The following is a 25065-nucleotide window of genomic DNA, read 5'->3' as shown; positions in this document are numbered from 1 at the left end:
CTCGCCTGACGCCATGGCGCTACTTCGATGCTCTTCCAGAATGTCTCCATCGCGGGACTGGCGCACATTGATGCGCCGCATACGCTGACTTCCAAGGAAATCAACGAGCGCCTGCAACCGACCTACGACCGTCTCGGCATCAAGACCGACGTGTTGGGCGATGTTGCCGGTATCCATGCACGGCGCTTGTGGGACCAGGATGTCCAGGCCTCCGATGCGGCCACCCAGGCCGCGCGCAAGGCGCTGATCGATGCCGGGATCGGCATCGAGAAGATCGGCCTGCTGGTCAACACCTCGGTGAGCCGCGACTACCTGGAGCCGTCCACGGCCTCCATCGTGTCCGGCAACCTGGGCGTGGGCGACCACTGCGTCACCTTCGATGTGGCCAACGCCTGCCTGGCCTTCATCAACGGCATGGATATCGCCGCACGCATGCTCGAGCGCGGCGAGATCGACTACGCGCTGGTCGTCGATGGCGAAACGGCGAACCTGGTCTATGAAAAGACCCTGGAACGCATGACCTCGCCGGATGTCACCGAAGAAGAGTTCCGCAACGAGCTGGCCGCGCTGACCCTGGGCTGCGGCGCCGCCGCCATGGTGATGGCGCGCTCGGAGCTGGTGCCGGACGCACCGCGCTACAAGGGCGGCGTGACCCGCTCGGCCACCGAGTGGAACAAGCTGTGCCGGGGCAACCTGGACCGCATGGTCACCGACACCCGCCTGCTGCTGATCGAAGGCATCAAGCTGGCGCAGAAGACCTTCCTGGCCGCCCGTCAGGCGCTGGGCTGGGCGGTCGAAGAGCTGGACCAGTTCGTCATCCACCAGGTCAGCCGCCCGCATACCGCCGCGTTCGTGAAGTCGTTCGGCATCGACCCGGCCAAGGTCATGACCATCTTCGGCGAGCACGGCAATATCGGCCCGGCGTCGGTGCCGATCGTGCTGAGCAAGCTCAAGGAGCTGGGCCGGCTGAAGAAGGGCGACCGGATCGCGCTGCTGGGCATTGGCTCGGGGCTGAACTGCTCGATGGCGGAAGTGGTTTGGTGAGTCCTTGCGGGACGTGTTAAAAAAAATGGATTTTTAGTACACGTTGCAGCATCATGTTCGCTTGAAGAACATGAGCGAGGCAGGCATGGAAAGCGTGTCGACGTTTAACTCTGAGCTCCCTTACAACGATCTCCCGCTGCTTCCGCCAGCGGGAGATATCGAGACACGGAGCCTGCTCAAGGCCTGCATCACTGCGCGAACTGCATTGGCCGAACTGAAGCAGGCAACAGCGTTGTTGCCAAATCCTACGGTGTTGATCAATACCATTCCGATCCTGGAGGCGCAGGCCAGTTCCGAGATCGAGAACATCGTGACGACGACGGACGAACTGTTCCGCTACGCCGAAGATCAGGACAAGGCACAAAAGCCTGCCACCAAGGAAGCGTTGCGTTACCGCAGTGCGCTCTACGAAGGATTTCAGTCGCTACGGCAGCGGCCCTTGTGCACGGACACCGCGGTCGTCGTCTGCAGCCGTATCAAGGCGGTGCAGATGCAGATCCGTCGCGTGCCCGGGACTGCGCTGGCCAATGACCAGATCCAGCAGGTCATCTATACGCCGCCGGTTGGCGAAACGCTGTTGCGCGACAAACTGGCCAACTGGGAACGCTTCATCCATGAGAACACCGACGTCGATCCATTGATTCGCATGGCTGTCGCGCACTATCAATTCGAAGCGATCCACCCGTTCACCGATGGCAATGGCCGCACCGGGCGGGTACTGAACTTGCTGATGCTCATCGAGCAGGGCTTGCTCGATCTGCCTGTGCTCTATCTCTCTCGCTACATCATCCGCCACCGCAGCGACTACTATCGCCTGCTGCTGGATGTGACGCGGCATGGCCACTGGGCCGAATGGATTCACTACATGCTGGCTGCGGTTGCCGAAACCGCCGCATGGACGACGGCGAAGATCCAGGCGATTCGTGGGCTGGAGACGCAAGCCCGGGACTACATTCGTGATCACGCGCCCAAGGCCTATAGCCGGGAGTTGGTGGAGGTGATTTTCAACCAGCCTTACTGCCGCATCCAGAATGTCGTCGACATGGCGGAGGTCACGCGCCAGACCGCCGCACGACATCTCAAAGAGCTGACAAACATCGGTGTGCTGCAGGAGCAGCGCCTGGGAAAGGAAAAGCTATTCCTGCATCCGGCATTCCTTCGCTTGCTGTCCAATGACGACAATCAGTTGCCTGCCTACCACATACCTGCACGGAGTGTGGAACAGAATGCATGAGCAAGAAGACGACCAGCTCGATGGCCAAATCTTGATCGGTCTGCCGCGGCGGCGCGATGCCCAGTTGGGTACCGTTCCCTATCGCTGGGAGGAGGACGACTTCTGCCCTCATTTGGTGGTGTCTGCGGCCGAGCATTCCGCTCGCGGTACCGCCCTGCTGAAGTTGAAGGGCGAGAACGTGTCGGGCAAGCCCGGTGACGTGGACAGGAGCGCGATCATCCATCGTGATGTCGACGCGGTCTTCGTGGTTGGCCGTCAGCGCGACGAGCGCGATTTCTTCTCTGCGCGAGGTGGGTGGACGCCCGCAAGGCGCGAGTTCCTTTGATCTGGATCGGATGCGATTTACATGAACTACCCCGGCTACCCCTTCACTCCCAAGCGCCTCGAGGTGCGGCCCGGCATTGCGATGTCGTATCTGGACGAAGGCCCGCGCGATGGCGAGGCGGCTGCTGCGGAAGTGATTGTCATGCTGCACGGCAATCCCTCGTGGAGCTATCTGTGGCGGCATCTGGTGAGCGGCTTGTCCGATCGCTACCGCTGCATCGTGCCGGATCACATCGGCATGGGCCTGTCCGACAAGCCCGACGATGCAGCCGATGCGCAGCCGCGCTACGACTACACCCTGCAATCGCGCGTGGACGATCTGGACACGCTGCTGCGGCACCTGGGCATCACCGGCCCGGTCACGCTGGCGGTGCACGACTGGGGCGGCATGATCGGCTTCGGTTGGGCGCTGTCGCACCATGCGCAGGTCAAGCGCCTGGTCATCACCAACACGGCGGCGTTCCCACTGCCGCCGGAAAAGCCGATGCCATGGCAGATCGCGATGGGCCGGCATTGGGGGCCGGGCGAATGGTTCATCCGCACCTTCAATGCGTTTTCGTCCGGTGCGTCGTGGCTGGGCGTGTCGCGGCGGATGCCTGCCGATGTGCGGCGCGCCTATGTGGCGCCGTACGACAGCTGGCGCAACCGCATCTCCACCATCCGTTTCATGCAGGACATTCCGCTGTCGCCGGCCGACAGGGGATGGTCGTTGCTGGAGCGCTCTGCACAGGCGCTTGCCTCGTTTGCCGATCGCCCGGCCTTCATCGCCTGGGGCCTGCGCGACATCTGCTTCGACAAGCATTTCCTGGCCGGCTTCCGCCGTGCGCTTCCGCAGGCCGAGGTCACCGCGTTCGACGATGCCAATCACTACGTGCTGGAAGACAAGCACGAGGTGCTGGTGCCGGCCATTCGCGCGTTTCTGGAGCGAAATCCGCTGTAAGAGCGGTCGCCACGCATGCCAGCGCATCGTGCATGAAGCGCGGTCACCTGGTGCCGTTCCCTTAGCGGCGTGGCATGGCCTCTGTCATGCCAGTGTCCGTCACTCGACACCCCGGCGCGCGGCGTGCGTCGGAACCTTACAGCGTTGGCAGCGGATTGCGTTGCGCGTCGTCCACGCCGACCCAGTCGGCCTCGGTCAACGCATGCAGGCCGTGCGCCAGGCGCGATTTGTCGCATTGCGCGCTGCGCTGCCCGAATTCCAGCGAGGCCGGCACCGCCGCGCAGGACGACGGGCGGCGGTCGTGGATGCTGCAGCGGCTGTAGCGGCCGATATCGGCATCCAGCGCAATGCAGCGCGGCTGCGACTGCGACGTGCCGCGCATCACCCGTTCATGGGTGCGCAGCGCATCGGTCAATTCGATCGGCACCCTGCCGCCCAACGCCGGATCGGTTTCGCTCCAGTGGAAGCTGACGCGGAAATAGGCGCAGCAGGCGCCGCAGGTAAGGCAGGGATGTGCCATGGCATGCCGGGCCTTGCGCGGCAAAACGAACGTGGAGAGCGCGGCATTCTGACCGAATTGCGCCGCGAAACAAGAGTGCGCGCTGCGGCGCTCTTAGCGGTTCACGCGCTGGCAGTGCCTGCCACCTGCGGCCGAGGTGCCGAACCGGATCGACAGCGCGTCCGCAGTACTGCCGATCGGCCGATGCGACGGCAGGACGCCCCGGAATGGCAAGCGTGGTGAAGCCTTGCAGGCGGACGGGCCTGCCTGGGCTGCGCATCACCGACGCAGCGTCTGGCCGGATGCGAAGGTGCAGGCATGACGACATAGCATGGAGTTCCCGTGCGCACCGCCTTATCCGCGATAATCGGGCAATGACCAGTCTCTGCAATATCGCGGCCACGCTGCCGCAGCTGGCGCGCGAGCGCCCCGACCAGATCGCCATCCGCTGCCCGGGACGCCGTGGACCCGACGGATTGGCCGCCTACGACGTGACCCTGAGTTATGCCCAACTGGACGCACGCAGCGACGCGATCGCGGCCGGGCTCGGTGTGCATGGCATTGGCCGCGGCATGCGCACTGTGGTGATGGTGCGGCCGTCGCCCGAGTTCTTCCTGCTGATGTTCGCGCTGTTCAAGGCCGGCGCGGTGCCGGTGCTGGTGGATCCGGGTATCGACAAGCGCGCGCTCAAGCAGTGCCTGGACGAAGCGCAGCCGCAGGCCTTCATCGGCATCCCGCTGGCACAGCTTGCGCGGCGCCTGCTGCGCTGGGCGCGCTCTGCCAGACGCATCGTCACCGTCGGCGGTCGCTACGGCTGGGGCGGGGTGACGCTGGCGCGGGTGGAACGCGATGGCGCCGGCGCCGGCAGTCAATTGGCCGATACCGCGCCGGACGACGTGGCCGCGATCCTGTTCACCAGCGGCTCGACCGGCGTGCCCAAGGGTGTGGTGTACCGGCATCGGCATTTCGTCGGGCAGATCGAGTTGCTGCGCAACGCGTTCGGCATGCAGCCCGGCGGCGTGGACCTGCCGACGTTTCCGCCGTTCGCCTTGTTCGACCCGGCGCTGGGCCTGACCTCGGTGATTCCGGACATGGATCCGACCCGCCCGGCCACGGCCGACCCGCGCAAGCTGCACGATGCGATCACGCGCTTCGGCGTGACCCAGTTGTTCGGTTCGCCGGCGCTGATGCGCGTGCTCGCAGAGTATGGTCAGCCGCTGCCCAACGTGCGCCTGGCCACCTCGGCCGGGGCGCCGGTGCCACCGGATGTGGTGGCGAAGATGCGCGCGCTGCTGCCGGCCGATGCGCAGTTCTGGACCCCTTACGGCGCGACCGAGTGTCTGCCGGTGGCGGCCATCGAAGGCCGCACGCTGGAGGCCACGCGCGCAGCCACCGAAGCCGGCGCCGGTACCTGCGTGGGCCAGGTGGTCGCGCCGAACGAGGTGCGCATCATCGCCATCGACGATGCGCCGATTGCCGACTGGAGCGGCGTGCGCGAGCTGGCAGTGGGCCAGATCGGCGAGATCACCGTGGCCGGCCCCACCGCCACCGATACCTACTTCAACCGCGACGCCGCCACGCGCATCGCCAAGATCCGCGAACGCCGCAGCGATGGCAGCGAGCGCACCGTGCACCGCATGGGCGATGTCGGCTATTTCGATGCGGAAGGACGCTTGTGGTTCTGCGGCCGCAAGACGCAGCGCGTGGAGACCGCGCAGGGCCCGCTCTACACCGAGCAGGTGGAGCCGATCTTCAATGCGTTGCCCGGAATGTGGCGCAGCGCGCTGGTGGGTCTGGGCGAGATCGGCCGGCAGCGTCCGGTGCTGTGCTACGAACTGGACGGTTACGCCTGCATGTCCAGCCCGTTGGAGCTGGAGGAGTTCGAACAGCGACTGCGTGTTGCCGCTGCCGCGCATCCGCTCACTGCGGGAATCGTCGATTTCCTGCGCCATCCGGGCTTCCCGGTGGATATTCGCCACAACGCCAAGATCGGCCGGGAGAAACTGGCTGTCTGGGCGGCGCAGCAACTTGGATAAACGGTAGACGACAGACTGCAGACCGCACATCGACGGGCAGATCGCCAAGTCGGCTGCGTCCGGCTATGGTGTCGTCCCTCAGAGAAGAGGTGCGGTGCGATGAAGGTATTGGTGACTGGTGGTGGCGGATTTCTCGGCCAGGCGTTGTGCCGCGGCTTGCGAGAGCGTGGGCACGAGGTCGTGAGCTTCCAGCGCGGCGATTACCCTGTGTTGCAGAGCCTGGGAGTGGGCCAGATCCGTGGCGACCTGGCCGACGCACAGGCGGTGCGCCACGCGTTTGCCGGCATCGATGCGGTGTTCCATAACGCGGCCAAGGCCGGTGCATGGGGCAGCTACGACAGCTATCACCAGGCCAATGTGGTGGGCACGCAGAACGTGCTCGACGCCTGTCGCGCGCAAGGCGTGCACCGCCTGATCTACACCTCCACCCCCAGCGTCACCCACCGCGCCACCAATCCAGTGGAAGGGCTCGGAGCCGACGAGGTACCGTATGGCGAAGACCTGCGTGCGGCGTATGCGGCCACCAAGGCGATCGCCGAGCGTGCGGTGCTTGCGGCCAACGATGCGCAGCTGGCGACCGTGGCGCTGCGTCCGCGCCTGATCTGGGGACCGGGCGACAACCACCTGCTGCCGCGCCTGGCCGCGCGTGCGCGCGCCGGGCGGCTGCGCATGGTGGGCGACGGCAGCAACCTGGTGGACAGTACCTACATCGACAACGCAGCGCAGGCGCACTTCGACGCGTTCGAGCACCTTGCCGTGGGCGCTGCCTGCGCAGGCAAGGCCTACTTCATTTCCAACGGCGAGCCGCTGCCGATGCGCGAACTGCTCAACCGCCTGCTGGCCGCGGTGGACGCACCGGCGGTGACGCGCTCGCTCTCGTTCAAGACTGCCTACCGGATCGGTGCAGTGTGCGAAACGCTGTGGCCACTGTTGCGCCTGCCAGGCGAAGTGCCGCTGACGCGGTTCCTGGTGGAACAGCTGTGCACGCCGCATTGGTACAGCATGCAGCCGGCACAGCGTGACTTCGGCTATGTGCCAAGGATCAGCATCGAAGAAGGGCTCAACCGGCTGCGATCCTCATCTTCCAACGACATTGCCATCACCCGGTAAAGACCGGCAGATCCACAAGATACGTCTGCGCCGATTCGGCACGACAACTTTTGGAATCATTGCCATGCTGCATTACGCCATCATCTTCTTCGTCATCGCCATCATCGCTGCGGTGCTGGGCTTCAGCGGTATCGCCGGTGCGGCGACCAACATCGCCTGGATCCTGTTCGTGGTGTTCCTGATCCTGGCCGTGATCTCGATGTTCCGTCGCGGCAAGGTATAACGCCTCACACGCGAAACGCCACGGCAGCGGCGCTGCCGAATCGGCGTGCACAGGGCCCGCTTCCGCAAGGAGCGGGCCCTGTGCGTTTGCGTTATGGCATTGACCGAGCCGCCAGCAAGGGTGAGTGCGAAGCAGCCCTGGGAGGCTCCCGTTAGCGGTCATTCCGCGCAACAGACGCACCGCCGACGCACCGCCGACGCACACCGCACACCGCGTGCGCGCAGATTGGGCGGGCGTCGCCGGCGCGCACATTGCAGCACATCGAGCGCAGTTGCGTTGCGGTGCATGCCGGGCGGATGAGGCCGTCGTCCAGCGGCCACGCTCCGGTCGTACCACGCCCACCGCACTACGCGCCCGCACGATATGCCAGGCGGCATGGGTGCCCACGACGCAGCGTTGCTGGGCGACCGACACGCTGCCGGCGAGTCCGGCACGTAAGCGGCCGCTGCAGTGAGGCGACCTCGCGCCAAGCGCGGCGAGGTGCTCGCCCATGCGTGACATCGATAGGGCGACTGCGGCCCGTATCACGCCATCGGTCGGCTGTGACAGACAGGGGCGGTAGAATGCATCCATGCCCGGATCACTCTTCGACTCACTCAAGCCGCTCGCCGGCCAGGCCCTGCAGACCGCGCTCAATCGCGCGCTGGCGCTGGACCCGGATACCCGCGATGCCCTGCTGCCGCTGGAAGGCCAGCGCATCGCGCTGACCCTGGACGCGCCCGCCCTGGCCCTGCAGATCCGCGTGCACGAGCGCCGGTTGCTGGTGGGGCCGGTGGATCCGGCGCAGGAACCGGACCTGGCGGTGCGCAGCAGCCTGGCTGGTCTGCTCGGGCAACTGCCGCTGTTGGCCAACGCGCGCCGCACGGGCGCGCCGGCCGGCCGGCTCAAGGTGTCCGGCGATGCCGAGCTGGCGCGTCAGCTGCAGCAGTTGGCCGGTCGCTTCGATCCGGATTGGCAGCTGCCGTTCGTGGCGGTGTTCGGGCAGATCCTGGGCGTGCAGATCGCTGGTGCGGTGCGTGCAGCGTTGCAGCAGGCACGCCGCAGTGCATCGGATCTGGCCCATAGCGCCGCCGAATTCGTCACCGAGGAATCGCGCGACGTGGTGCCACGCGCCGAGCTTGAGGCCTTCCACGACGATGTGGACGAGCTGCGCGATGACGTCGAACGGCTCGCCGCACGCGTGAGCCGCCTGCGCGCGACCGGAGGCGCGGCATGAAGGCGATCCTGCGAGCCAGCCGCATCGGCCGGGTGATCCTGCGCTACCGCTTGGACGATCTGCTGCAGGGCAGTGCCGCCGAGCGTTGGTTGCGCCTGGCAAAGCCCTTCGTGCCGCGCGCCAGCGCAGAAATCGCTGCGCAATCGCGCGGTGCGCGGCTGCGTCTGGCGCTGCAGGAACTGGGGCCCATCTTCGTCAAGTTCGGGCAGATCCTGTCGACCCGGCGCGACCTGATCCCGGCCGACGTGGCCGAAGAACTCACCCTGCTGCAGGACCGGGTCAAGCCGTTCGATGGCGAGGCTGCGCGCCTGATCGTCGAAGGTGCGCTGGGCCTGCCGGTCGGGGTGGCATTCGCCAGTTTCGATACCGTTCCGTTGGCCTCGGCGTCGATCGCGCAGGTGCATGCGGCCACCTTGCCGCCCGACGCCAATGGCGTGCGCCGCGCGGTGGTGGTCAAGGTGCTGCGCCCGGACATCGAGCGCCAGATCGATGCCGACATCGCCCTGCTGCATTCGTTGGCCACCCTGGTCGAGCGCACCCATCCGCGTGCCGACAAGATCCGTCCGCGCGAGGTGGTGGCCGAGATCGAAGCCACCCTGTCGGCCGAACTGGACCTGCAGCGCGAAGGCGCCAATGCCAGCGTATTGCGCCGGTTCTGGGAAGGTTCGGACGATCTGTACGTGCCGGAAGTGATCTGGTCGCATACCGCCGAGCGCGCACTCACGCTGGAGCGGGTGTACGGCATTCCCTCCGACGACATCGCCAAGCTCGATGCCGCCGGCATCGACCGCAAGGCGTTGGCGGCCAAGGGCGTGCGCGTGTTCTACACGCAGGTGTTCCGCGACAACTTCTTCCATGCCGATGCACATGCCGGCAACATCTGGGTCGATTCGGACCCGGAGCGCCGGCTCAATCCGCGTTTCATCGCGCTGGACTTCGGCATCATGGGCCAGCTCTCGCAGGAGGATCAGTACTACCTCGCAGAGAACTTCATGGCGATCTTCCACAAGGATTACCGCCGCATGGCCGAGCTGCACGTGGAGGCGGGCTGGATGCCCTCGAACGTGCGTATCGACGAGCTGGAAGCGGCCGCGCGCTCGGTATGCGAGCCGTACTTCACCCGTCCGTTGTCGGAGATCTCGCTGGCGCAGGTGCTGATCAAGCTGTTCCGCGTGGCGCAGCGCTATGAACTGACCTTGCAGCCCCAGCTGATCCTGCTGCAGAAGACCCTGCTCAACATCGAAGGCGTGGGCCGGCAGCTCGATCCGAAGCTGGATATCTGGGCGGTGGCGCGTCCGGTGCTCGAACGCATCCTGCGCGAGCGCTACAGCCCGCGCCGCGTACTGGGCGAGCTGGGCAAGCGGCTGCCGGAGATCATGACCCACGCCCCGGACATGCCGCGCCTGGTGCACAGCTGGTTGAAGCAGCAGGTGGAAGGCCGCCATGAGCTGGAGATCCGCTCCACCGAGCTGCGCGCACTGGAGCTGAGCCTGCGCAAGCTGCAGACGCGCGTGGTCACCGCCATCACCGGCAGCGGACTGCTGGTGGTGGCCGCCGTGCTGTACGGCCTGCATCCGGACGGCTGGTATCTGGGCACGGTGCCGGTGTGGAGCTGGGTCAGCGGCGGTGCCGGCTCGGCCGCCTTGCTGGTGGCCTGGCTGCGGCGCTAGGCAGCGACGCCCAGGCAAGTCCGCTGCCTGCCAGGCGGTCTGTGGACGCATCGGCTGCAGCGCAGATGGGCGGCGGCCGGACTCTCGGCCTGCGGTTCCCCTTTATCGCTGCTGGATGCGTGGATGCGTGGCCTTCTTCCGTTGGCTCCCGGACGGTAGCCATACCCTCGCAGGGCTGCGCTGGCGATCGGGTGGGCCCATCGTTCCTGGGGGCCGGTGCGGTCGGTGGGCACGGGATCTGGCATGCGCGTGACCGGGCCGGGTACTGCGGGTCACCGCTCTGAGACGGTGGCAGGCGGCGTCGGCGATAATCCACCGGTGAACACCTCTCCCAAGCACCTGCACATTCTCCACCAGGATGACGTCCTGGCCGTCGTCGACAAACCCGCGGGCCTGATGGTCCACGACAGCAAGCTGGCGCGCGGGGAAGACGATTTTCTTGCCGACCGCCTGCGCGAACAGCTGGGCCGGCCGATCTTCCTGGTACACCGGCTCGACCGCGCCACCAGCGGCTGCCTGCTGCTGGCCTTCGATCGCGACAGCGCCAGCGTGCTGGGCAAGGCGCTGATGGCTGGCGAGGTGGACAAGCATTATCTGACCGTCTGCCGTGGCTGGCCGGCCGAGCAGCGCTTCATCGTCGACCACGACCTGGACGGCGGCCCGGGCAAGCCGGTGAAGAAGCCTGCGGTGACCCATTTCCAACGTCTCGCCACCGGTGAGCTGGACATCCCGTCCACCGGCTTTGCCACCTCGCGCTATGCGCTGCTGCGCTGCCAGCCGCAGACCGGCCGCTTCCGGCAGATCCGCCGTCACATGAAGCACCTGTCGCATCACATGATCGGCGACACCAGCCATGGCGATGGCCGCCACAACCGCAGCTTTCGCATGCTCGGCATCCACCGCATGCTGCTGCACGCCGAACGCCTGGAGTTTCCGCACCCGGCCGACGGCCGCCGCCTCAGCGTGAGCGCACCGCTGGATGTGGAGTTCGCCAAGGCCTGCGCGTTGTTCGGGTGGGAGATGGCAGGGTTGGGAGTCACGCAGCCTGCGTGATGTGGCGTGCCTGGTTCAGAGATCGCGGCATCCACTCGGTCTGCTGGACATCTGCGCAAGCGTTCCCTCACCCCAACCCCTCTCCCGCGGGCGGGAGAGGGGCTCAAGCGTGCAGGCGGGCGAGAGGGGCTCAAGCGCGACGCGCAATGCCCACCTCCCCGTGCTGCTTCCTTCCCCCGCCTGCGGGGGAAGGTGCCCGAAGGGCGGATGGGGGCCTGCTTGCTCGCGGCGGGAGAAGGACACACCGTGTTCTTCCGCGACTGAAAAGGTAACGCACCGCCGTCACCAACAAGGCAAGCCAATCCCACACCCGACCCCGTCGCAGCGATCACGCGGTTCCCACTCCCCAATCTCGATTCTCCAATCCCGCCCCTCAGGGCTTCTTTGCCGGAGCAGGCGCGTTGACGATGGCCTCCAGGTCCTTCTGCAGATCGGCAAACAGCGGCAGCATCTTCTGCTGCATGGCGCCCATCAGGTTCTGGGTCAGGGCCGGGGTCTTGTCCAGCAGGCTCTGGCCGGCCGAGCTCTCGTAGAACTCGGCCATCGCCAGCACGTCCTCGCGCGAGAACGAGCGCTTGTAGATATCCACGTACATCGGCCGCAGCTCGGACCACGACAGCGCCTTGCGCACGGTCTGACGGGTGCGTTCCTGGATACGCTGCAGTTGCGCCTGCTGGTCGGCGTCGAGCTGGCGCTGCGCGGTGAGCTGGGCGAACTGCTGCTGTTGCATCGCTTCGATCTGCGGCAGCATGGTGTCCAGCATGGTCTGCGCGCGCGAGGCGGCCAGCAGGCGGTTGATGTCGGCATCGGAGGGAGCCTGCGCCAACGCGGCCGGGGCGGCCACCGCCAGCGAGGCCGCCAGCAGCAGGCGGCGGGCAACGCCGCGCACGGCAGCCAGCGAGGAAGTAGGTGTCATCGGAGCATCCTGCAGTGGGAACCGGCCGCAGCATACGGGAGCCGGCGTATGCGCGCATGCGCGCCGCTGCCGATACAATCGGCGCGTATGGCCAGCGACCCGATCCAGATCACCCCGAGCCTGACGATTCCGCCCAGCGAACTCGTCGAACGCTTCGTGCGCGCCAGCGGCGCGGGTGGGCAGAACGTCAACAAGGTGTCCACCGCAGTGGAGCTGCGTTTCGATGTGGCGGGGTCGCCGTCGCTGCCTGAGCCGTTGCGGGCGCGGCTGCTGTCGCGGCGCGACCGCCGCATGACGGCCGAGGGCGTGCTGGTGATCGATGCGCAGCGCTTCCGCACCCAGGACCGCAACCGCGACGATGCGCGCGAGCGCCTGGCCGAAATCATCAGTGCGTGCCTGTCGGTGCCCAAGCGCCGGGTCGCCACCAAACCGAGTCATGGTGCCAAGCTGCGGCGGCTGGATGCCAAGCGTGAGCGCAGTCAGATCAAGCGTGGACGCTCTGCGTCCCACTGGGAGTAAGCGTGAGTCAACCCGACCCGTCGTTGCCACCGGTAACACAGGCCAACATCCTGCTGCAGCCATCTCCGCCCCGGATGCCGCGCGCGCATGGCCGTTTCATCCGCTGGCTGGGCCGTACCGCCCTGCGTGTCACCGGCTGGCGCCTGCTCGGGCGGCTGCCCGACGAGCCCAAGCTGGTGATGATCGTCGCCCCGCATTCGTCCAACTGGGACGGCTTCCTGGGCTTCGCGGCCAAGTTCGCGCTGGGCTTCGAAGTGCGCGTGCTGGGCAAGGCGCAGCTGTTCTGGTGGCCGCTGGGCCCGCTGTTGCGCAAGCTGGGCGGCATTCCGCTGGACCGCAGCTCGCCGCAGGGCACCATCGGCCAGGCGGTGCGGCTGATCCGCAATTCCGAGCAGATGTGGTACGTGATCACCCCCGAAGGCACGCGCAAGCGGGTGGAGCAGTGGAAGGCCGGCTTCTGGAAGATCGCCTCGGATGCGCAGGTGCCGATCCTGCCGGTGTATTTCGATTACCCCAGCAAGACCGTGGGCATCGGCGAGCCGTTCTGGACCGGAACCGACATGGCCGCCGACATCGCTGCCATCCGCACCTGGTACCGGCCATGGCGCGGCAAGCATCGCGATACGTTGTAGCTGGCGTGGTGTGCAGCGTGCCGATGTGCCTTGCCCAGAGGCGCTGGGGACCAGACATAAGAGCAGCGGGCAGGTTAGGGCTTTTGTATGAGGCAGTCTCTTCATTCGTGACTCAAGGGCGCTACCTACCCAGATAAAAAGCCGAGGGTTCAAACGAGCAATGGGGGACAGACTGTTCGAAGTTCTGGAAGCCGTGCAGGATGAGGCATCGTTCGTGGGCTTTGCTGAGCTCCTGGCTGCTGATCGTCGTTCAGCAGATTCTCTTGCAATTACTCTCGATGGGTTTCAGGGGGAATGGGCTAATCAGTCAATCGCCGACTTTCTGGAGGCAGCGTCCGCGTGGGCGACCAGCTCATCTTTCGGCGAGCTGCCTGGACCCAAACCGAGCAATCCTTGGCAGGCGTTCGCTCTATTTCTATGGGCTGGGCGCATTTATGAGTAACGCAGCTAATGCTTCATTCAAGCCGACACCGTTCCGCGTTGCTGCCTTACCCAGGGCGTGTTCGATAGAGCAGGGAAACGTGCATGAGACGAGACTATCTTGCTCATGGCACCTCCCGCAGTGCCAGTGTCGCCATTCACTGCCATGAAGGTTTGAGGAAACATCATGATCGCTTCGTCCAACCGCGCGTTATTGCTGTCCTTGCTGCTGTGTACCGCACCGGCGCTGTCGGCAACGCCGATGCTGGTCATCCACGGTGCGCGGGCGTGGAAAAATCCAGCCTCTCGCCCGACGAACAGGCCCAGGCCCGTGAGGCGATGCAACGCGCGCTGCGCGCCGGCCATGCGGTGCTGAACCGCGGCGGCAGTGCGGTGGATGCAGTGGCCACCACCATCGCCGTGCTGGAGGATGCGCCGCAGTTCAACGCCGGGCGCGGCGCGGTGTTCACCCACGACGGCAGGAACGAACTGGACGCGGCCATCATGGACGGCGCCAGCGGCAAGGCCGGGGCGATTGCCGGCGTGCACACGGTCAAAAACCCGATCCAGTTGGCGCGCAGCGTCATGGACCGCTCCAAGCACGTGATGCTGGTCGGCGATGGCGCCGAACAGTTCGCACGCGAGCAGGGCATCACCCTGGTGGATCCGAGCTATTTCCGTACCGACAAGCGCTGGCAGCAGTTGCAGAAGGCGCTCAAGGCCGAAGCAGGCGACCGCCAGGCGCAGGCCGCGCTGGAGCTGGAAACCGCCAAGCATTTCGGCACCGTCGGCGCACTGGCGCTGGACCGCGACGGCCACCTGGCCGCCGGTACCTCCACCGGCGGCATGACCAACAAGCGCTATGGCCGCGTGGGCGATGCGCCGATCATCGGCGCCGGCACCTACGCCAATACGCAGTGCGCGGTGTCCGGCACCGGCTGGGGCGAGTTCTACATTCGCGCGGTTGCCGCCTACGACATCTGCGCGCGCATGAAGTATGCCGGCCAGTCGCTGCAGCAGGCCGCCGAGGCGGTGATCGATCAGCAGATTCCCAAGGCCGGCGGCGATGGCGGCGCCATCGCGCTGGACGCCCAGGGCAACGTGGCGTTTCCGTTCAATACCGAGGGCATGTACCGCGGCTGGATCGGCGCCGACGGCACCCCGCATGTGGCGATCTTCAAGGACGAGACCCTTTGAGGACGCCTGCAGGGGCGTTGCCTTCTCCCGCACGCGGGAGAAGGTGCCCGAAGGGCGGATGAGGGCTCCCGCACCGCCGGCCGCCTCTGCTCAGCGCATCGCCATTCATCGATGCCCAGCCAACGGCACATGCCGGCGTCGCGCAAACCCGCTAGCGTGACCGGCTGCCGTACCAACCACTCAGGAATCACACGCCATGTCGCGTACCGTCGTCCTGGCCGCCGCCATCACCCTGGCGCTGGCCGCATGTTCTGGAAAAGAGCCGTCCGGTAAGGAGTCCACCCCCGTGTCCGAGAACACCGCCGCCCCGGCCGCCGATGCTGCGGCCAACCCGCTGCTGACCGCCAGCACGTTGCCGTTCCAGGCGCCGCCGTTCGACAAGATCAAGGACGCCGATTACCTGCCTGCGTTCGAAGAAGGCATGCGCCAGCACCTGGCCGACGTGCGCAAGATCGCCGACAGCCCAGACGCGCCCACCTTCGACAACACCATCGAAGCGCTGGAGCGCAGCGGCGAAACGCTCACCCGCGTGTCGCGCATCTTCTTCGGGCTGGTGCAGGCCGATACCAGCGATGCGCGCCAGAAGATCCAGGAAGAGATCGCGCCCAAGCTGGCCGCGCATCAGGACGAGATCAACCTCGATCCCAAGCTGTTCGCGCGCGTCAAGACCCTCTACGACCAGCGCGACACGCTGAATCTGGACCCGGAGCAGAAGCGTCTGCTCGAACGCGACTACGAAGAACTGGTGCGCGCCGGCGCCCAGCTGTCCGATGCCGACAAGGACAGCATGCGCAAGCTCAACGTGGAAGAAACCACCCTCTCCACCCAGTTCCATACCCGTCTGGTCGCCGCCTCCGCCGCCGCTGCAGTGGCGGTGGACGACAAGGCCAGGCTCGATGGCCTGAGCGAAGGCGATATCGCCGCCGCGGCCGATGCCGCCAAGGCCCGCAAGCTCGATGGCAAGTATCTGCTCACCTTGCAGAACACCACCCAGCAGCCGGTGCTGGCCTCGCTGAAGAATCGCGAGCTGCGCGCGGAGGTGTTGAAGGCCTCCGAAACGCGCGCGGAAAAGGGCGATGCCAACGACACCCGCCAGACCATCCAGCGACTGGCGCAGCTGCGCGCGCAGAAGGCCAAGCTGCTGGGCTTCGACAACTACGCCGCCTACAGCCTGGGCGACCAGATGGCCAAGACGCCGGACGCTGCGCTCAAGCTGCTCACCGACACCGTGCCGGCCGCTACTGCCAAGGCGCGCCGTGAAGTGGCCGAGATGCAGAAGGTCATCGACGCGCAGAAGGGTGGTTTCAAACTCGCTGCCTCCGACTGGGATTTCTACGCCGAGCAGGTGCGCAAGGCCAAGTACGATCTGGACGAGGCGCAGATCAAGCCCTACTTCGAACTGGACAACGTGCTGCAGAACGGCGTTTTCTACGCCGCCACGCAGCTGTACGGCATCACCTTCAAGCAGCGCACCGACATCCCGACTTACCATGCCGACATGAAGGTCTACGAGGTGTTCGATGCCGACGGCACCTCGATGGCGCTGTTCTACACCGACTACTTCAAGCGCGACAGCAAGTCCGGCGGCGCCTGGATGGACGTGTTCGTGGAGCAGGACGGCCTCACCGGCGCCAAGCCGGTGGTCTACAACGTGTGCAACTTCACCAAGCCGGCCGCCGGCCAGCCCGCGCTGCTGAGCTTCGACGACGTCACCACGCTGTTCCATGAGTTCGGCCACGCGCTGCACGGCATGTTCTCCAAGGTGAAGTACCCCTCGATCGCCGGCACCAGCACCTCGCGCGACTTCGTCGAGTTCCCCTCGCAGTTCAACGAGCACTGGGCGTCCGATCCGAAGGTCTTCGCCAACTACGCCAAGCACTATCAGACCGGCGCGGCGATGCCGGCCGAACTGGTGGAAAAGATCAAGAAGGCCAAGACCTTCAACAGCGGCTACGCCACCACCGAATACCTGTCCGCCGCATTGCTGGACCTGGCCTGGCACACCCAGCCGGCCGATGCGCCGCTGCAGGACGTGAGCAAGTTCGAAGCCGATGCACTGAAGCGCTTCAAGGTGGATCTGGCCGAAGTGCCGCCGCGTTACCGCAGCACCTATTTCGACCATATCTGGGGCGGCGGTTATTCGGCCGGCTACTACGCGTATTTCTGGTCGGAAGTGCTCGATGACGACGCATTCGAGTGGTTCAAGGAAAACGGCGGCCTGACCCGCAAGAACGGCGACACCTTCCGCGCCAAGATCCTCTCGCGCGGCAATACGGTCGACCTGGCCACGCTGTATCGCGATTTCCGCGGCAAGGATCCCAGCGTGAAAGCGCTGCTGGACAACCGGGGGTTGACCGAGTGAGCGATGTGCATGCGTAGGTGAGGCATGCACACCTAGCAAGTGCAGTTAGCAGTGAGGACGGGATGGCCACGCGCCATCCCGTCTTGTTTTTGCCGATTGCATCGGCGCTTGAGGGCACCCTCGACTCTGTCGTCGTTATCAGCGCGGGTTGCCCGTCGTTCAACCGCAGCCTTCGCTCGCGCTGTTGTCCAGCTTTGCCTCTGACAGGATTCGATGCCTGCGCACCAGGTCTTCAGACCAAATACAAAGCAGGAAAAAAGGCGGCAACAGGGAAAATACGGTCACGGCACTCCACCCGCGGCAGCAACAAGCCGACAGGCCGACGCCATGCCTTTCGTCACTTCCATCGCCTGGTCGCCGGGGCGCATCGTCATCAGGGGCGCGACGCGTCCCTCAAACCAACAGGTGCACCATGACTCAGCCAAGCCGTCTCCGCTCTCGCCTGCAGCGCGCCGCGCACTGGTCGCGCAAGGAACTCCTGCCGTTGTTGGTGCTGTTGGTGTTGCTGACCGCCGCACGCTCTTCGTTCGCCAATCACTACCAGGTGCCAACCGGATCGATGCAGCCGACGCTGCAGCCGGGTGACCGCGTGGTGGTCGATATGCATGCCTATGGCTGGCGGTTGCCGCTGAGCAACCGCATCCTCGTCGAAGGCGGGCAACCGCAGCGTGGCGATGTGGCGGTGTTCGATTCGCCGCGCGACGGCACCCGTCTGATCAAGCGCGTGGTGGCGGTGGCCGGCGACCGTGTGGATCTGCACGATGGGCAGTTGTCCATCGACGGACAGCCGCTGCAGATCGGCGGAGATCGCACGCGCGAATGTTTCGGCGCGCGCGTGGCGCAATTGAACCTGGATGCCGGCGGCGGGCCGGACCTGCAGGGCGTGCAGGTGCCTCCGGGCAAGCTGCTGGTGGTAGGCGACCATCGCGGCAACAGCCTGGATGGGCGCTATTTCGGATTCGTGGATGCCGCATCGGTGTATGGCAAGGCCGTGGCGGTGTACTACCGGCGCGGAGACGGCCTGGAGTGGATCCGGCTGTAATCGGCACGCAATCGCGGCATGCCGGCGCAGCATCCTGCGTGCAGACGTGCAGACGTGCAGACGTGCAGGACGCTGCGCTCCGCCGCTCCGCCCAAAGGGCGCAATACAGCGCTGTTCCGCAGCCTGGTCCACCGGCACTGGCCGCGGTGCCGACTGCCCGCCCGCTGCCGCGGCTCGGCCAGCGTCCAGCCGGTCATTGCGCCAATGCTGGCGTCGCCGGCGGCGTGCGCCACCAACGCTCGCCCGCCGCCGGGCGGCGCAGGTCCACCCGTTCGCCCATCTGCGGGGTGGTCAACCGCACGTTTGCGGCGGCCGCCAGCGCCGCGATGCGCTCGAACGGCTCGGACCAGACATGCATGGCCAGATCGAAGGTGCCGTTGTGGATGGGCAGCAGGGTCCGGCCACCGATGTCGATGAAGGCTTGCAGGCTCTGCTCCGGTTGCATGTGCACCTCCGGCCACATCGCGTCGTAGGCGCCGTTTTCGATCAGTGCCACATCGAATGGCCCCAGGCGCTGGCCGATCGTCTTGAAATGCGGGCCGTACCCACCATCGCCGCTGAAGAACACGCGCAGGTCGGCGTCCTGGATCGCCCACGAACACCACAGCGTGCGGTCGCGGTCGAACAAGCCGCGCCCGGAGAAATGCCGCGATGGCGTGGCGGTGAGGGTGATGCCCTCCACCTCCACCGACTGCCACCAATCCAGCTGCCGCACCTTCGCCGGATCCACGCCCCAGCGCACCAACAGATCGCCCACGCCCAGCGGGGCAACGAACACCCCGACACGGCCGGCCAGGGCGCGGATGGTGGCGCGGTCCAGATGGTCGTAATGGTCGTGCGACAGGATCACCCCCGCCAACGGCGGTACATCCTCCAGCGCGATCGGCGGCGCATGGAACCGCTTGGGGCCGGCAAACGCGAACGGAGAGGCGCGCTGGGAGAACACCGGATCGGTCAGCCATAGGCCGCCGCGCAGCTTCATCAGCACCGTGGAGTGGCCCAGCCGGAACAGGCTGCGATCCGGTGCGGCCTGCAACTGGGCGGCAGTCAACGGCATGACCGGCAGCGCCTGCGACGGCACCGTCTGCGCGGGCTTGTTGAACAGCACCTCCCACAGCAGACGCAGGCCGCTCCAGAGCCCTGGCGAGCTCAGTGTGGTCGGCAGGGTATTGCGGAACCGCCCGTCGCGGAATTGCGGGGAGGCGGCATGCGACGCGGCGTGAGGGAGCGGGCGGGACTGGGCGAGCACGGCGGTATCCAGCATTGGAATGGGGGTGGATCCGGCATGGCCGGAGTGGAAAATACACTGCACAGTGTAGTTTCATCCTGAAAATGTAAACTGACCGGTGTACCATGCAGCCATGTCCAGTTCATCCGATTCGGCCCCCGCGCCGCAGCGGCTCACCGACCGCAAGCGCCAGGCCATCCTCGAAGCGGCCATCGCGCAGTTCCGCCAGCACGGGTTCGAGGCCACCAGCATGGATCGGGTCGCCGCCACGGCTGGCGTCTCCAAGCGCACCGTCTACAACCATTTCCCCAGCAAGGACGCCCTGTTCGGCGAAATCCTGCGTGGCCTGTGGCAGCGCAGTGCCGAAGCCGTGAAACTGGTCTATCGCCCCGACCAGCCGGTGCGCACGCAGTTGACCCAATTGCTGCAGCAGAAGCTGCGCCTGCTCGACGACGCGGCCTTCATCGATCTGTCGCGCGTGGCTATCGCCGAAGGCATCCACTCGCCCGAACGCGCGCGCGCACTGCTGTCGCAACTGGGCAGCAAGGAAGAAGGCACCACCACCTGGCTGCGCGCGGCACTGGCCGACGGCCGCTTGGCGCCGATGGACGCGGAATTCGCCTCGCAACAGCTGCAATCGCTGATCAAGGGATTCGCATTCTGGCCGCAGCTGGCCTTCGGCCAGCCCCCCTTGTCGGCCGAGCAACAGGCACAGGTGGCCGAATCGGCGGTGGCGATGTTTCTGGGGGTTTACGGACGCGAGTGATGGGTATTCGGCAGCGCCGCAGCACGACCCATCGTCTGCCTGTAGTGCCGCATCGCACGCCGCAGTTGCGCAGCCGGTATGCACTGCATCGACAGTGCCATGCGACACCGCAGGTATGCCCAGGCGATTGAACCCGGGAGGGTCAGATTTACTTCGGCGATCCAGCCGGAATGGGGCAGACTTGAATCGGCGGCGACAGCAAAGTCGACAACCCGCAGTTCTGAGCTGCCTACACGGCAGTGAACGCAACGGTGCGCGGCAGTGCGGCGCTGGCCAATTTCTGAGCTGCCTACGCGGCAGTGAACACCTACCGCCTGGGCTGGTCGGAACAGTGCAATTTCTGAGCTGCCTACGCGGCAGTGAACCCTGGCCGGGGTGGAGCCTGCGCCCGATGATTTTTCTGAGCTGCCTACGCGGCAGTGAACCAGGCACCGACGCTGATCGCGCAGCCTGTAGATTTCTGAGCTGCCTACGCGGCAGTGAACTGGACCTGCTCGCCCCGCACCGCCGCGCCATCTTTCTGAGCTGCCTACGCGGCAGTGAACATGCCCATCACCTCGAGCACCGCCTTCGCCTTTTTCTGAGCTGCCTACGCGGCAGTGAACCCCTTGTCACTGGCATCATCGCCGTGGCACTCCTTCTGAGCTGCCTACGCGGCAGTGAACGCACCCAGGGCACCTTGCGCGCGGTGCTGCAGCTTCTGAGCTGCCTACGCGGCAGTGAACTTTTATCGATGATCTACTGGCCCGGACTGACCCTTCTGAGCTGCCTACGCGGCAGTGAACCCGCTGCAGGTGCATTCGGTGGCGGTGTGGCTCTTCTGAGCTGCCTACGCGGCAGTGAACGACACCCAGCGTGTCGGCATCAACGTGCGCAACTTCTGAGCTGCCTACGCGGCAGTGAACGCGTAGTAGTACCAAGGCACACCGCGCTGGGTCTTCTGAGCTGCCTACGCGGCAGTGAACGTGAGCCTTGGCTGGGCATTCCCCACCAAACACTTCTGAGCTGCCTACGCGGCAGTGAACCAGCCTGTGCAATCCTATCCATGTGCCTGCGGCTTCTGAGCTGCCTACGCGGCAGTGAACCCTTCGCCGTCCGTGTAGTTGTTGTTGCGGATTTTCTGAGCTGCCTACGCGGCAGTGAACAGCGCAAGGGGGTCGAACTCACCGGCGCGGACTTTCTGAGCTGCCTACGCGGCAGTGAACCACGCTGCACAATGGCGAGGTCTACAGCGCTTTTTCTGAGCTGCCTACGCGGCAGTGAACGCGAGCCAGCGCACAGCAACCAGTCGCGACACTTTCTGAGCTGCCTACGCGGCAGTGAACGCGCTGGGAGCTGGTGAGGGTCAAATCCCTGCTTTCTGAGCTGCCTACGCGGCAGTGAACGTGGTCATCGATAGCGATATCGACACGAGTCATTTCTGAGCTGCCTACGCGGCAGTGAACGCGGTTCTGATGTGTGCCACGTGTGCCAAACATTTCTGAGCTGCCTACGCGGCAGTGAACGATCATCGTTGCCGAAGGCGCGGAAGCGCAAATTTCTGAGCTGCCTACGCGGCAGTGAACACGTTCCAGGTCGAGGACCGCGGCGCGGCCCTTTTTCTGAGCTGCCTACGCGGCAGTGAACGAGCAGTTCAAGGTGATCGGCGTATGCCTGCTCTTTCTGAGCTGCCTACGCGGCAGTGAACTCCCGACAGTGCTGATTTCCAATCTATCGATTTTTCTGAGCTGCCTACGCGGCAGTGAACAGGTCGACATGACTTAGGCAGTTGCCCGTGCCTTTCTGAGCTGCCTACGCGGCAGTGAACAAGATAAGTCGTCTTATTTGTCCCGGTTAATTTTTCTGAGCTGCCTACGCGGCAGTGAACTGTTACCGCTCGCTACTACCGTCGCCTGTTGTTTTCTGAGCTGCCTACGCGGCAGTGAACGGGCGGGGCGCCCTGATCGCTGGCGAACTGTTTTTCTGAGCTGCCTACGCGGCAGTGAACCAGGAATACGCCGATCACCTTGAACTGCTCCGTTTCTGAGCTGCCTACGCGGCAGTGAACGTGGATCGACAGCACGCGGGTGCCATCGGCTCTTTCTGAGCTGCCTACGCGGCAGTGAACCCAGTCCTCGATGAAGTCCAGCGCATCACGCTTTTCTGAGCTGCCTACGCGGCAGTGAACTCCCGCCGCTGCCTCGCGTTCGGCCCGCACTTTTTCTGAGCTGCCTACGCGGCAGTGAACGAGGTGTATGAAGAAGGCGGCAAGAGTATCTGTTTCTGAGCTGCCTACGCGGCAGTGAACGTCAATCTCGGCATCCAGACGCGGCGCATGACTTTCTGAGCTGCCTACGCGGCAGTGAACTTGCCGGCCGAGGTGCGCCTGGTTGCGCGCTTTTTCTGAGCTGCCTACGCGGCAGTGAACGAGTTCTTCATGAAACAGCTGCAAGACCCTAATTTCTGAGCTGCCTACGCGGCAGTGAACTCTGACGCGTCAGATAAACCTCCTCGCCGGATTTTCTGAGCTGCCTACGCGGCAGTGAACTAGTCATGATCCTTTCCAGGGAACCCGCCGGTTTTCTGAGCTGCCTACGCGGCAGTGAACGAACAGATACGGCCACACCAGGGCGCGGAACATTTCTGAGCTGCCTACGCGGCAGTGAACCCGGCAATGCGCTGGGCTATCTAGGCCAGCTGTTTCTGAGCTGCCTACGCGGCAGTGAACCCTAGAGCGTGTTATGAACTTCCTGGAGACGCGGCTATCGTATCGGGATGAAGCCAGCACGCCCGTATCCCACTGACGTTTCCGATGAAGAATGGGCCTTCGCCGCGCCCTACCTGACGCTGATGGATCCGCAGGCGCGGCAGCGCAAGTACGACCTGCGCGTGATGTTCAACGCGCTGCGCTGGATGGCGCGTGCTGGGGCACAGTGGCGCTTGATTCCCCATGAATTCCCGCCGTGGGAGGCGGTCTACCAGCAGACCCAAAGATGGCTGCAGGCCGGCTGTTTCGAGGCAATGGTCAGCGATCTGCGCTCGGTGCTGCGCGTGGCGCAGGGCAAGCAAGGTCAGCCTAGTGCCGTGATCCTGGATGGCCGCACCTTGCAGTCCACCTGCGAGAGCGGACCGCGGGCCGGCTACGATGGCTATAAGCGTAAGAAGGGCAGCAAGGTGCACATGGCAGTGGATACGTTGGGCCACCTGCTGGCCGTACAGGTCACGCCTGCCAACGAGCAGGAACGTGCCCAGGTGCGATCGCTTGCGCAGGAGGTTCAACACGTCACGGGAGAGACGGTGAAGCTCGCCTTCGTCGATCAGGGCTACACGGGGCAGGAAGCGGCTGAAGCGGCCCGGGAAGAAGGGATCGAGCTGCATGTGGTGAAGCTGCCGGAGGCAAAGAAGGGCTTCGTGCTGCTGCCCCGTCGCTGGGTAGTGGAGCGAAGCTTCGGCTGGCTCAATCGGTTCCGGCGCTTGGCCCGCGATTACGAGCGCCTGCCAGAAACACTAGCTGGCCTGCACTTCGTCGTCTTCACCATCCTCATGCTCGGCAATGCGGCCACGCTCCTCCAAAGTTCATAACACGCTCTAGAGGCCAGCGGCCGTGGTGTATCCCAAATTTCTGAGCTGCCTACGCGGCAGTGAACCTGTGATCCCGTACATGGGGCAGCTGCTGATTTTTCTGAGCTGCCTACGCGGCAGTGAACGCAGGTACATCATCTCTGTCATCCCGTGTTGATTTCTGAGCTGCCTACGCGGCAGTGAACGTCATCTGCCCAGACACGGCGACAGCGCATATTTTCTGAGCTGCCTACGCGGCAGTGAACTCGCAGCCGGACGGCACAGGCGCAGGGTCATTTTTCTGAGCTGCCTACGCGGCAGTGAACGAATCCCAGGCGCTTGCGGATCCGGGTTGTACTTTCTGAGCTGCCTACGCGGCAGTGAACGCGATGCGGCGGCACCGAGTGCCTGGCCTTTCTTTCTGAGCTGCCTACGCGGCAGTGAACGTGGGGCGAAGCAGGCTCAGCGAATGCGACGTTTTCTGAGCTGCCTACGCGGCAGTGAACTTGCGTATGCGGAGCCATTCCAGATGCTGGGCTTTCTGAGCTGCCTACGCGGCAGTGAACGCCGACGACCAGCTCCGCGCCTGCCAAGCCGTTTTCTGAGCTGCCTACGCGGCAGTGAACCGCATCCGCCATATGCGCTGTCGCCGTGTCTGTTTCTGAGCTGCCTACGCGGCAGTGAACTCACTTCGATCGCTATGCACCTTACTGGTCCATTTCTGAGCTGCCTACGCGGCAGTGAACTGAACGGAGTAGCCGGGCTGAGTGGACCAGGTTTTCTGAGCTGCCTACGCGGCAGTGAACATCGATCGTGATCTTCAACCTGTTTACGTTGCTTTCTGAGCTGCCTACGCGGCAGTGAACGCTGAGAACTTGGCCTGGGCGGCGAAGGACTTTTTCTGAGCTGCCTACGCGGCAGTGAACGAGTTCAACAAGCTGCGCCAGGCGGTCAAGCATTTCTGAGCTGCCTACGCGGCAGTGAACGCGCTGGTGATCTGCGCTCGCACGCTGTAGGTGTTAGCGCCGATGTAAAACTGACCCACAGCGCCGAAGTAAAAGTGACCCACCTGGGCCACGATGGTGGCCTTTTGA

General features: G+C 65.0%; 20 protein-coding genes, 1 pseudogene and 2 CRISPR repeat arrays. Of the genes and pseudogenes, 18 read left to right on the top strand and 3 right to left on the bottom strand.

The window, feature by feature from the left end:
- Positions 1–27 precede the first annotated feature (27 nt).
- The 4 genes from LL964_RS17245 (at position 28) to LL964_RS17230 (ending at position 3542) form a co-directional block, all read left to right on the top strand.
- Positions 28–1044, top strand: coding sequence for a 3-oxoacyl-ACP synthase III (locus tag LL964_RS17245; RefSeq protein WP_104588541.1), 1017 nt, complete (start codon positions 28–30; stop codon positions 1042–1044).
- A gap of 70 nt (positions 1045–1114) precedes the next feature.
- A complete protein-coding gene (fic, locus tag LL964_RS17240; protein ID WP_104588577.1) occupies positions 1115–2278 on the top strand; it encodes a protein adenylyltransferase Fic in 1164 nt (387 codons plus the stop codon).
- On the top strand, positions 2271–2603 hold the full coding sequence (locus LL964_RS17235) for a hypothetical protein (protein ID WP_104588542.1): 333 nt from the start codon (positions 2271–2273) through the stop codon (positions 2601–2603). Before fic ends, LL964_RS17235 begins: the two co-directional genes overlap by 8 nt.
- 21 nt (positions 2604–2624) lie before the next feature.
- Complete coding sequence (locus LL964_RS17230) at positions 2625–3542, top strand: alpha/beta fold hydrolase (RefSeq protein WP_104588543.1); 918 nt, start codon at positions 2625–2627, stop codon at positions 3540–3542.
- 136 nt (positions 3543–3678) lie between these two features.
- Here the strand turns inward: LL964_RS17230 and LL964_RS17225 are convergent, their stop codons facing one another.
- Entirely contained in the window at positions 3679–4062 is a 384-nt protein-coding gene (locus LL964_RS17225; RefSeq protein ID WP_104588578.1) for a YkgJ family cysteine cluster protein, read from the bottom strand.
- 353 nt (positions 4063–4415) lie between these two features.
- On the opposite strand from LL964_RS17225, the gene oleC reads away from it, so the two are divergent.
- The 6 genes from oleC to LL964_RS17195 all read left to right on the top strand — a co-directional run bounded on the left by oleC (position 4416) and on the right by LL964_RS17195 (position 11349).
- The gene (gene oleC / locus LL964_RS17220) at positions 4416–6077 is read left to right on the top strand and encodes an olefin beta-lactone synthetase (RefSeq protein ID WP_104588544.1); all 1662 of its coding nucleotides are present in this window, start codon (positions 4416–4418) and stop codon (positions 6075–6077) included.
- Positions 6078–6176: 99 nt separating this feature from the next.
- The gene (gene oleD, locus LL964_RS17215; RefSeq protein WP_104588545.1) at positions 6177–7187 is read left to right on the top strand and encodes a 2-alkyl-3-oxoalkanoate reductase; all 1011 of its coding nucleotides are present in this window, start codon (positions 6177–6179) and stop codon (positions 7185–7187) included.
- A gap of 64 nt (positions 7188–7251) precedes the next feature.
- Complete coding sequence (locus LL964_RS17210; RefSeq protein WP_003468167.1) at positions 7252–7410, top strand: DUF1328 domain-containing protein; 159 nt, start codon at positions 7252–7254, stop codon at positions 7408–7410.
- A 571-nt stretch (positions 7411–7981) separates the two neighbouring features.
- On the top strand, positions 7982–8626 hold the full coding sequence (locus tag LL964_RS17205) for a ubiquinone biosynthesis accessory factor UbiJ (RefSeq protein WP_104588546.1): 645 nt from the start codon (positions 7982–7984) through the stop codon (positions 8624–8626).
- Positions 8623–10296, top strand: coding sequence for a ubiquinone biosynthesis regulatory protein kinase UbiB (gene ubiB / locus LL964_RS17200; RefSeq protein WP_104588547.1), 1674 nt, complete (start codon positions 8623–8625; stop codon positions 10294–10296). Before LL964_RS17205 ends, ubiB begins: the two co-directional genes overlap by 4 nt.
- A 243-nt stretch (positions 10297–10539) precedes the next feature.
- Positions 10540–11349 carry a pseudouridine synthase gene (locus tag LL964_RS17195; RefSeq protein ID WP_228329475.1) on the top strand — a complete coding sequence of 270 codons (810 nt, stop codon included), beginning with the start codon at positions 10540–10542 and terminating at the stop codon, positions 11347–11349.
- Positions 11350–11722: 373 nt separating this feature from the next.
- Here the strand turns inward: LL964_RS17195 and LL964_RS17190 are convergent, their stop codons facing one another.
- The gene (locus tag LL964_RS17190) at positions 11723–12265 is read right to left on the bottom strand and encodes a DUF2059 domain-containing protein (RefSeq protein ID WP_104588549.1); all 543 of its coding nucleotides are present in this window, start codon (positions 12263–12265) and stop codon (positions 11723–11725) included.
- Positions 12266–12352: 87 nt separating this feature from the next.
- On the opposite strand from LL964_RS17190, the gene arfB reads away from it, so the two are divergent.
- From arfB to lepB, 6 genes and pseudogenes are all read left to right on the top strand, one after another.
- Complete coding sequence (gene arfB, locus LL964_RS17185; protein ID WP_047694425.1) at positions 12353–12784, top strand: alternative ribosome rescue aminoacyl-tRNA hydrolase ArfB; 432 nt, start codon at positions 12353–12355, stop codon at positions 12782–12784.
- Between the two features lie 2 nt (positions 12785–12786).
- Positions 12787–13416, top strand: coding sequence for a lysophosphatidylcholine acyltransferase (locus LL964_RS17180; protein WP_104588550.1), 630 nt, complete (start codon positions 12787–12789; stop codon positions 13414–13416).
- 160 nt (positions 13417–13576) lie between these two features.
- Positions 13577–13858, top strand: a complete 282-nt coding sequence (locus LL964_RS20180; protein ID WP_104588551.1) for a DUF7660 family protein — start codon at positions 13577–13579, stop codon at positions 13856–13858.
- A gap of 165 nt (positions 13859–14023) precedes the next feature.
- Positions 14024–15033: pseudogene (locus tag LL964_RS17175) on the top strand (isoaspartyl peptidase/L-asparaginase family protein).
- A gap of 196 nt (positions 15034–15229) precedes the next feature.
- Complete coding sequence (dcp, locus tag LL964_RS17170) at positions 15230–17395, top strand: peptidyl-dipeptidase Dcp (RefSeq protein WP_104588552.1); 2166 nt, start codon at positions 15230–15232, stop codon at positions 17393–17395.
- A 412-nt stretch (positions 17396–17807) separates the two neighbouring features.
- Positions 17808–18437, top strand: a complete 630-nt coding sequence (gene lepB / locus LL964_RS17165) for a signal peptidase I (RefSeq protein ID WP_104588553.1) — start codon at positions 17808–17810, stop codon at positions 18435–18437.
- Between the two features lie 193 nt (positions 18438–18630).
- Here lepB and LL964_RS17160 read toward each other — a convergent pair whose 3' ends face one another.
- Positions 18631–19701, bottom strand: a complete 1071-nt coding sequence (locus LL964_RS17160) for an MBL fold metallo-hydrolase (protein ID WP_104588554.1) — start codon at positions 19699–19701, stop codon at positions 18631–18633.
- Positions 19702–19798: 97 nt separating this feature from the next.
- Here LL964_RS17160 and LL964_RS17155 point away from each other — a divergent pair, with 97 nt between their 5' ends.
- Together LL964_RS17155 and LL964_RS17150 are read left to right on the top strand one after the other, a co-directional pair.
- A complete protein-coding gene (locus LL964_RS17155) occupies positions 19799–20431 on the top strand; it encodes a TetR/AcrR family transcriptional regulator (RefSeq protein ID WP_104588555.1) in 633 nt (210 codons plus the stop codon).
- 217 nt (positions 20432–20648) lie between these two features.
- A CRISPR array of direct repeats spans positions 20649–23138; the repeat unit is 28 nt; unit sequence TTTCTGAGCTGCCTACGCGGCAGTGAAC.
- A gap of 47 nt (positions 23139–23185) precedes the next feature.
- Positions 23186–23992: an IS5 family transposase gene (locus LL964_RS17150; protein ID WP_104588556.1), complete on the top strand. Its 807-nt coding sequence runs from the start codon at positions 23186–23188 to the stop codon at positions 23990–23992.
- A gap of 36 nt (positions 23993–24028) precedes the next feature.
- Positions 24029–24957: direct repeats of the CRISPR family, unit length 28 nt; unit sequence TTTCTGAGCTGCCTACGCGGCAGTGAAC.
- Positions 24958–25065: the final 108 nt, after the last annotated feature.

It is taken from the genome of Xanthomonas melonis, assembly GCF_020783655.1.
Lineage (GTDB): Bacteria > Pseudomonadota > Gammaproteobacteria > Xanthomonadales > Xanthomonadaceae > Xanthomonas > Xanthomonas melonis.
This window is presented reverse-complemented; position numbering and strand designations above follow the sequence as displayed.

Coding starts and splice junctions, on each gene's coding strand:
- LL964_RS17245 (WP_104588541.1), top strand. CDS start 28: ATGCTCTTCCAGAATGTCTCCATCGCGGGACTGGCGCACATTGATGCG.
- fic (WP_104588577.1), top strand. CDS start 1,115: ATGAGCGAGGCAGGCATGGAAAGCGTGTCGACGTTTAACTCTGAGCTC.
- LL964_RS17235 (WP_104588542.1), top strand. CDS start 2,271: ATGCATGAGCAAGAAGACGACCAGCTCGATGGCCAAATCTTGATCGGT.
- LL964_RS17230 (WP_104588543.1), top strand. CDS start 2,625: ATGAACTACCCCGGCTACCCCTTCACTCCCAAGCGCCTCGAGGTGCGG.
- LL964_RS17225 (WP_104588578.1), bottom strand. CDS start 4,062: ATGGCACATCCCTGCCTTACCTGCGGCGCCTGCTGCGCCTATTTCCGC.
- oleC (WP_104588544.1), top strand. CDS start 4,416: ATGACCAGTCTCTGCAATATCGCGGCCACGCTGCCGCAGCTGGCGCGC.
- oleD (WP_104588545.1), top strand. CDS start 6,177: ATGAAGGTATTGGTGACTGGTGGTGGCGGATTTCTCGGCCAGGCGTTG.
- LL964_RS17210 (WP_003468167.1), top strand. CDS start 7,252: ATGCTGCATTACGCCATCATCTTCTTCGTCATCGCCATCATCGCTGCG.
- LL964_RS17205 (WP_104588546.1), top strand. CDS start 7,982: ATGCCCGGATCACTCTTCGACTCACTCAAGCCGCTCGCCGGCCAGGCC.
- ubiB (WP_104588547.1), top strand. CDS start 8,623: ATGAAGGCGATCCTGCGAGCCAGCCGCATCGGCCGGGTGATCCTGCGC.
- LL964_RS17195 (WP_228329475.1), top strand. CDS start 10,540: ATGCGCGTGACCGGGCCGGGTACTGCGGGTCACCGCTCTGAGACGGTG.
- LL964_RS17190 (WP_104588549.1), bottom strand. CDS start 12,265: ATGACACCTACTTCCTCGCTGGCTGCCGTGCGCGGCGTTGCCCGCCGC.
- arfB (WP_047694425.1), top strand. CDS start 12,353: ATGGCCAGCGACCCGATCCAGATCACCCCGAGCCTGACGATTCCGCCC.
- LL964_RS20180 (WP_104588551.1), top strand. CDS start 13,577: ATGGGGGACAGACTGTTCGAAGTTCTGGAAGCCGTGCAGGATGAGGCA.
- dcp (WP_104588552.1), top strand. CDS start 15,230: ATGTCGCGTACCGTCGTCCTGGCCGCCGCCATCACCCTGGCGCTGGCC.
- lepB (WP_104588553.1), top strand. CDS start 17,808: ATGACTCAGCCAAGCCGTCTCCGCTCTCGCCTGCAGCGCGCCGCGCAC.
- LL964_RS17160 (WP_104588554.1), bottom strand. CDS start 19,701: ATGCTGGATACCGCCGTGCTCGCCCAGTCCCGCCCGCTCCCTCACGCC.
- LL964_RS17155 (WP_104588555.1), top strand. CDS start 19,799: ATGTCCAGTTCATCCGATTCGGCCCCCGCGCCGCAGCGGCTCACCGAC.
- LL964_RS17150 (WP_104588556.1), top strand. CDS start 23,186: ATGAAGCCAGCACGCCCGTATCCCACTGACGTTTCCGATGAAGAATGG.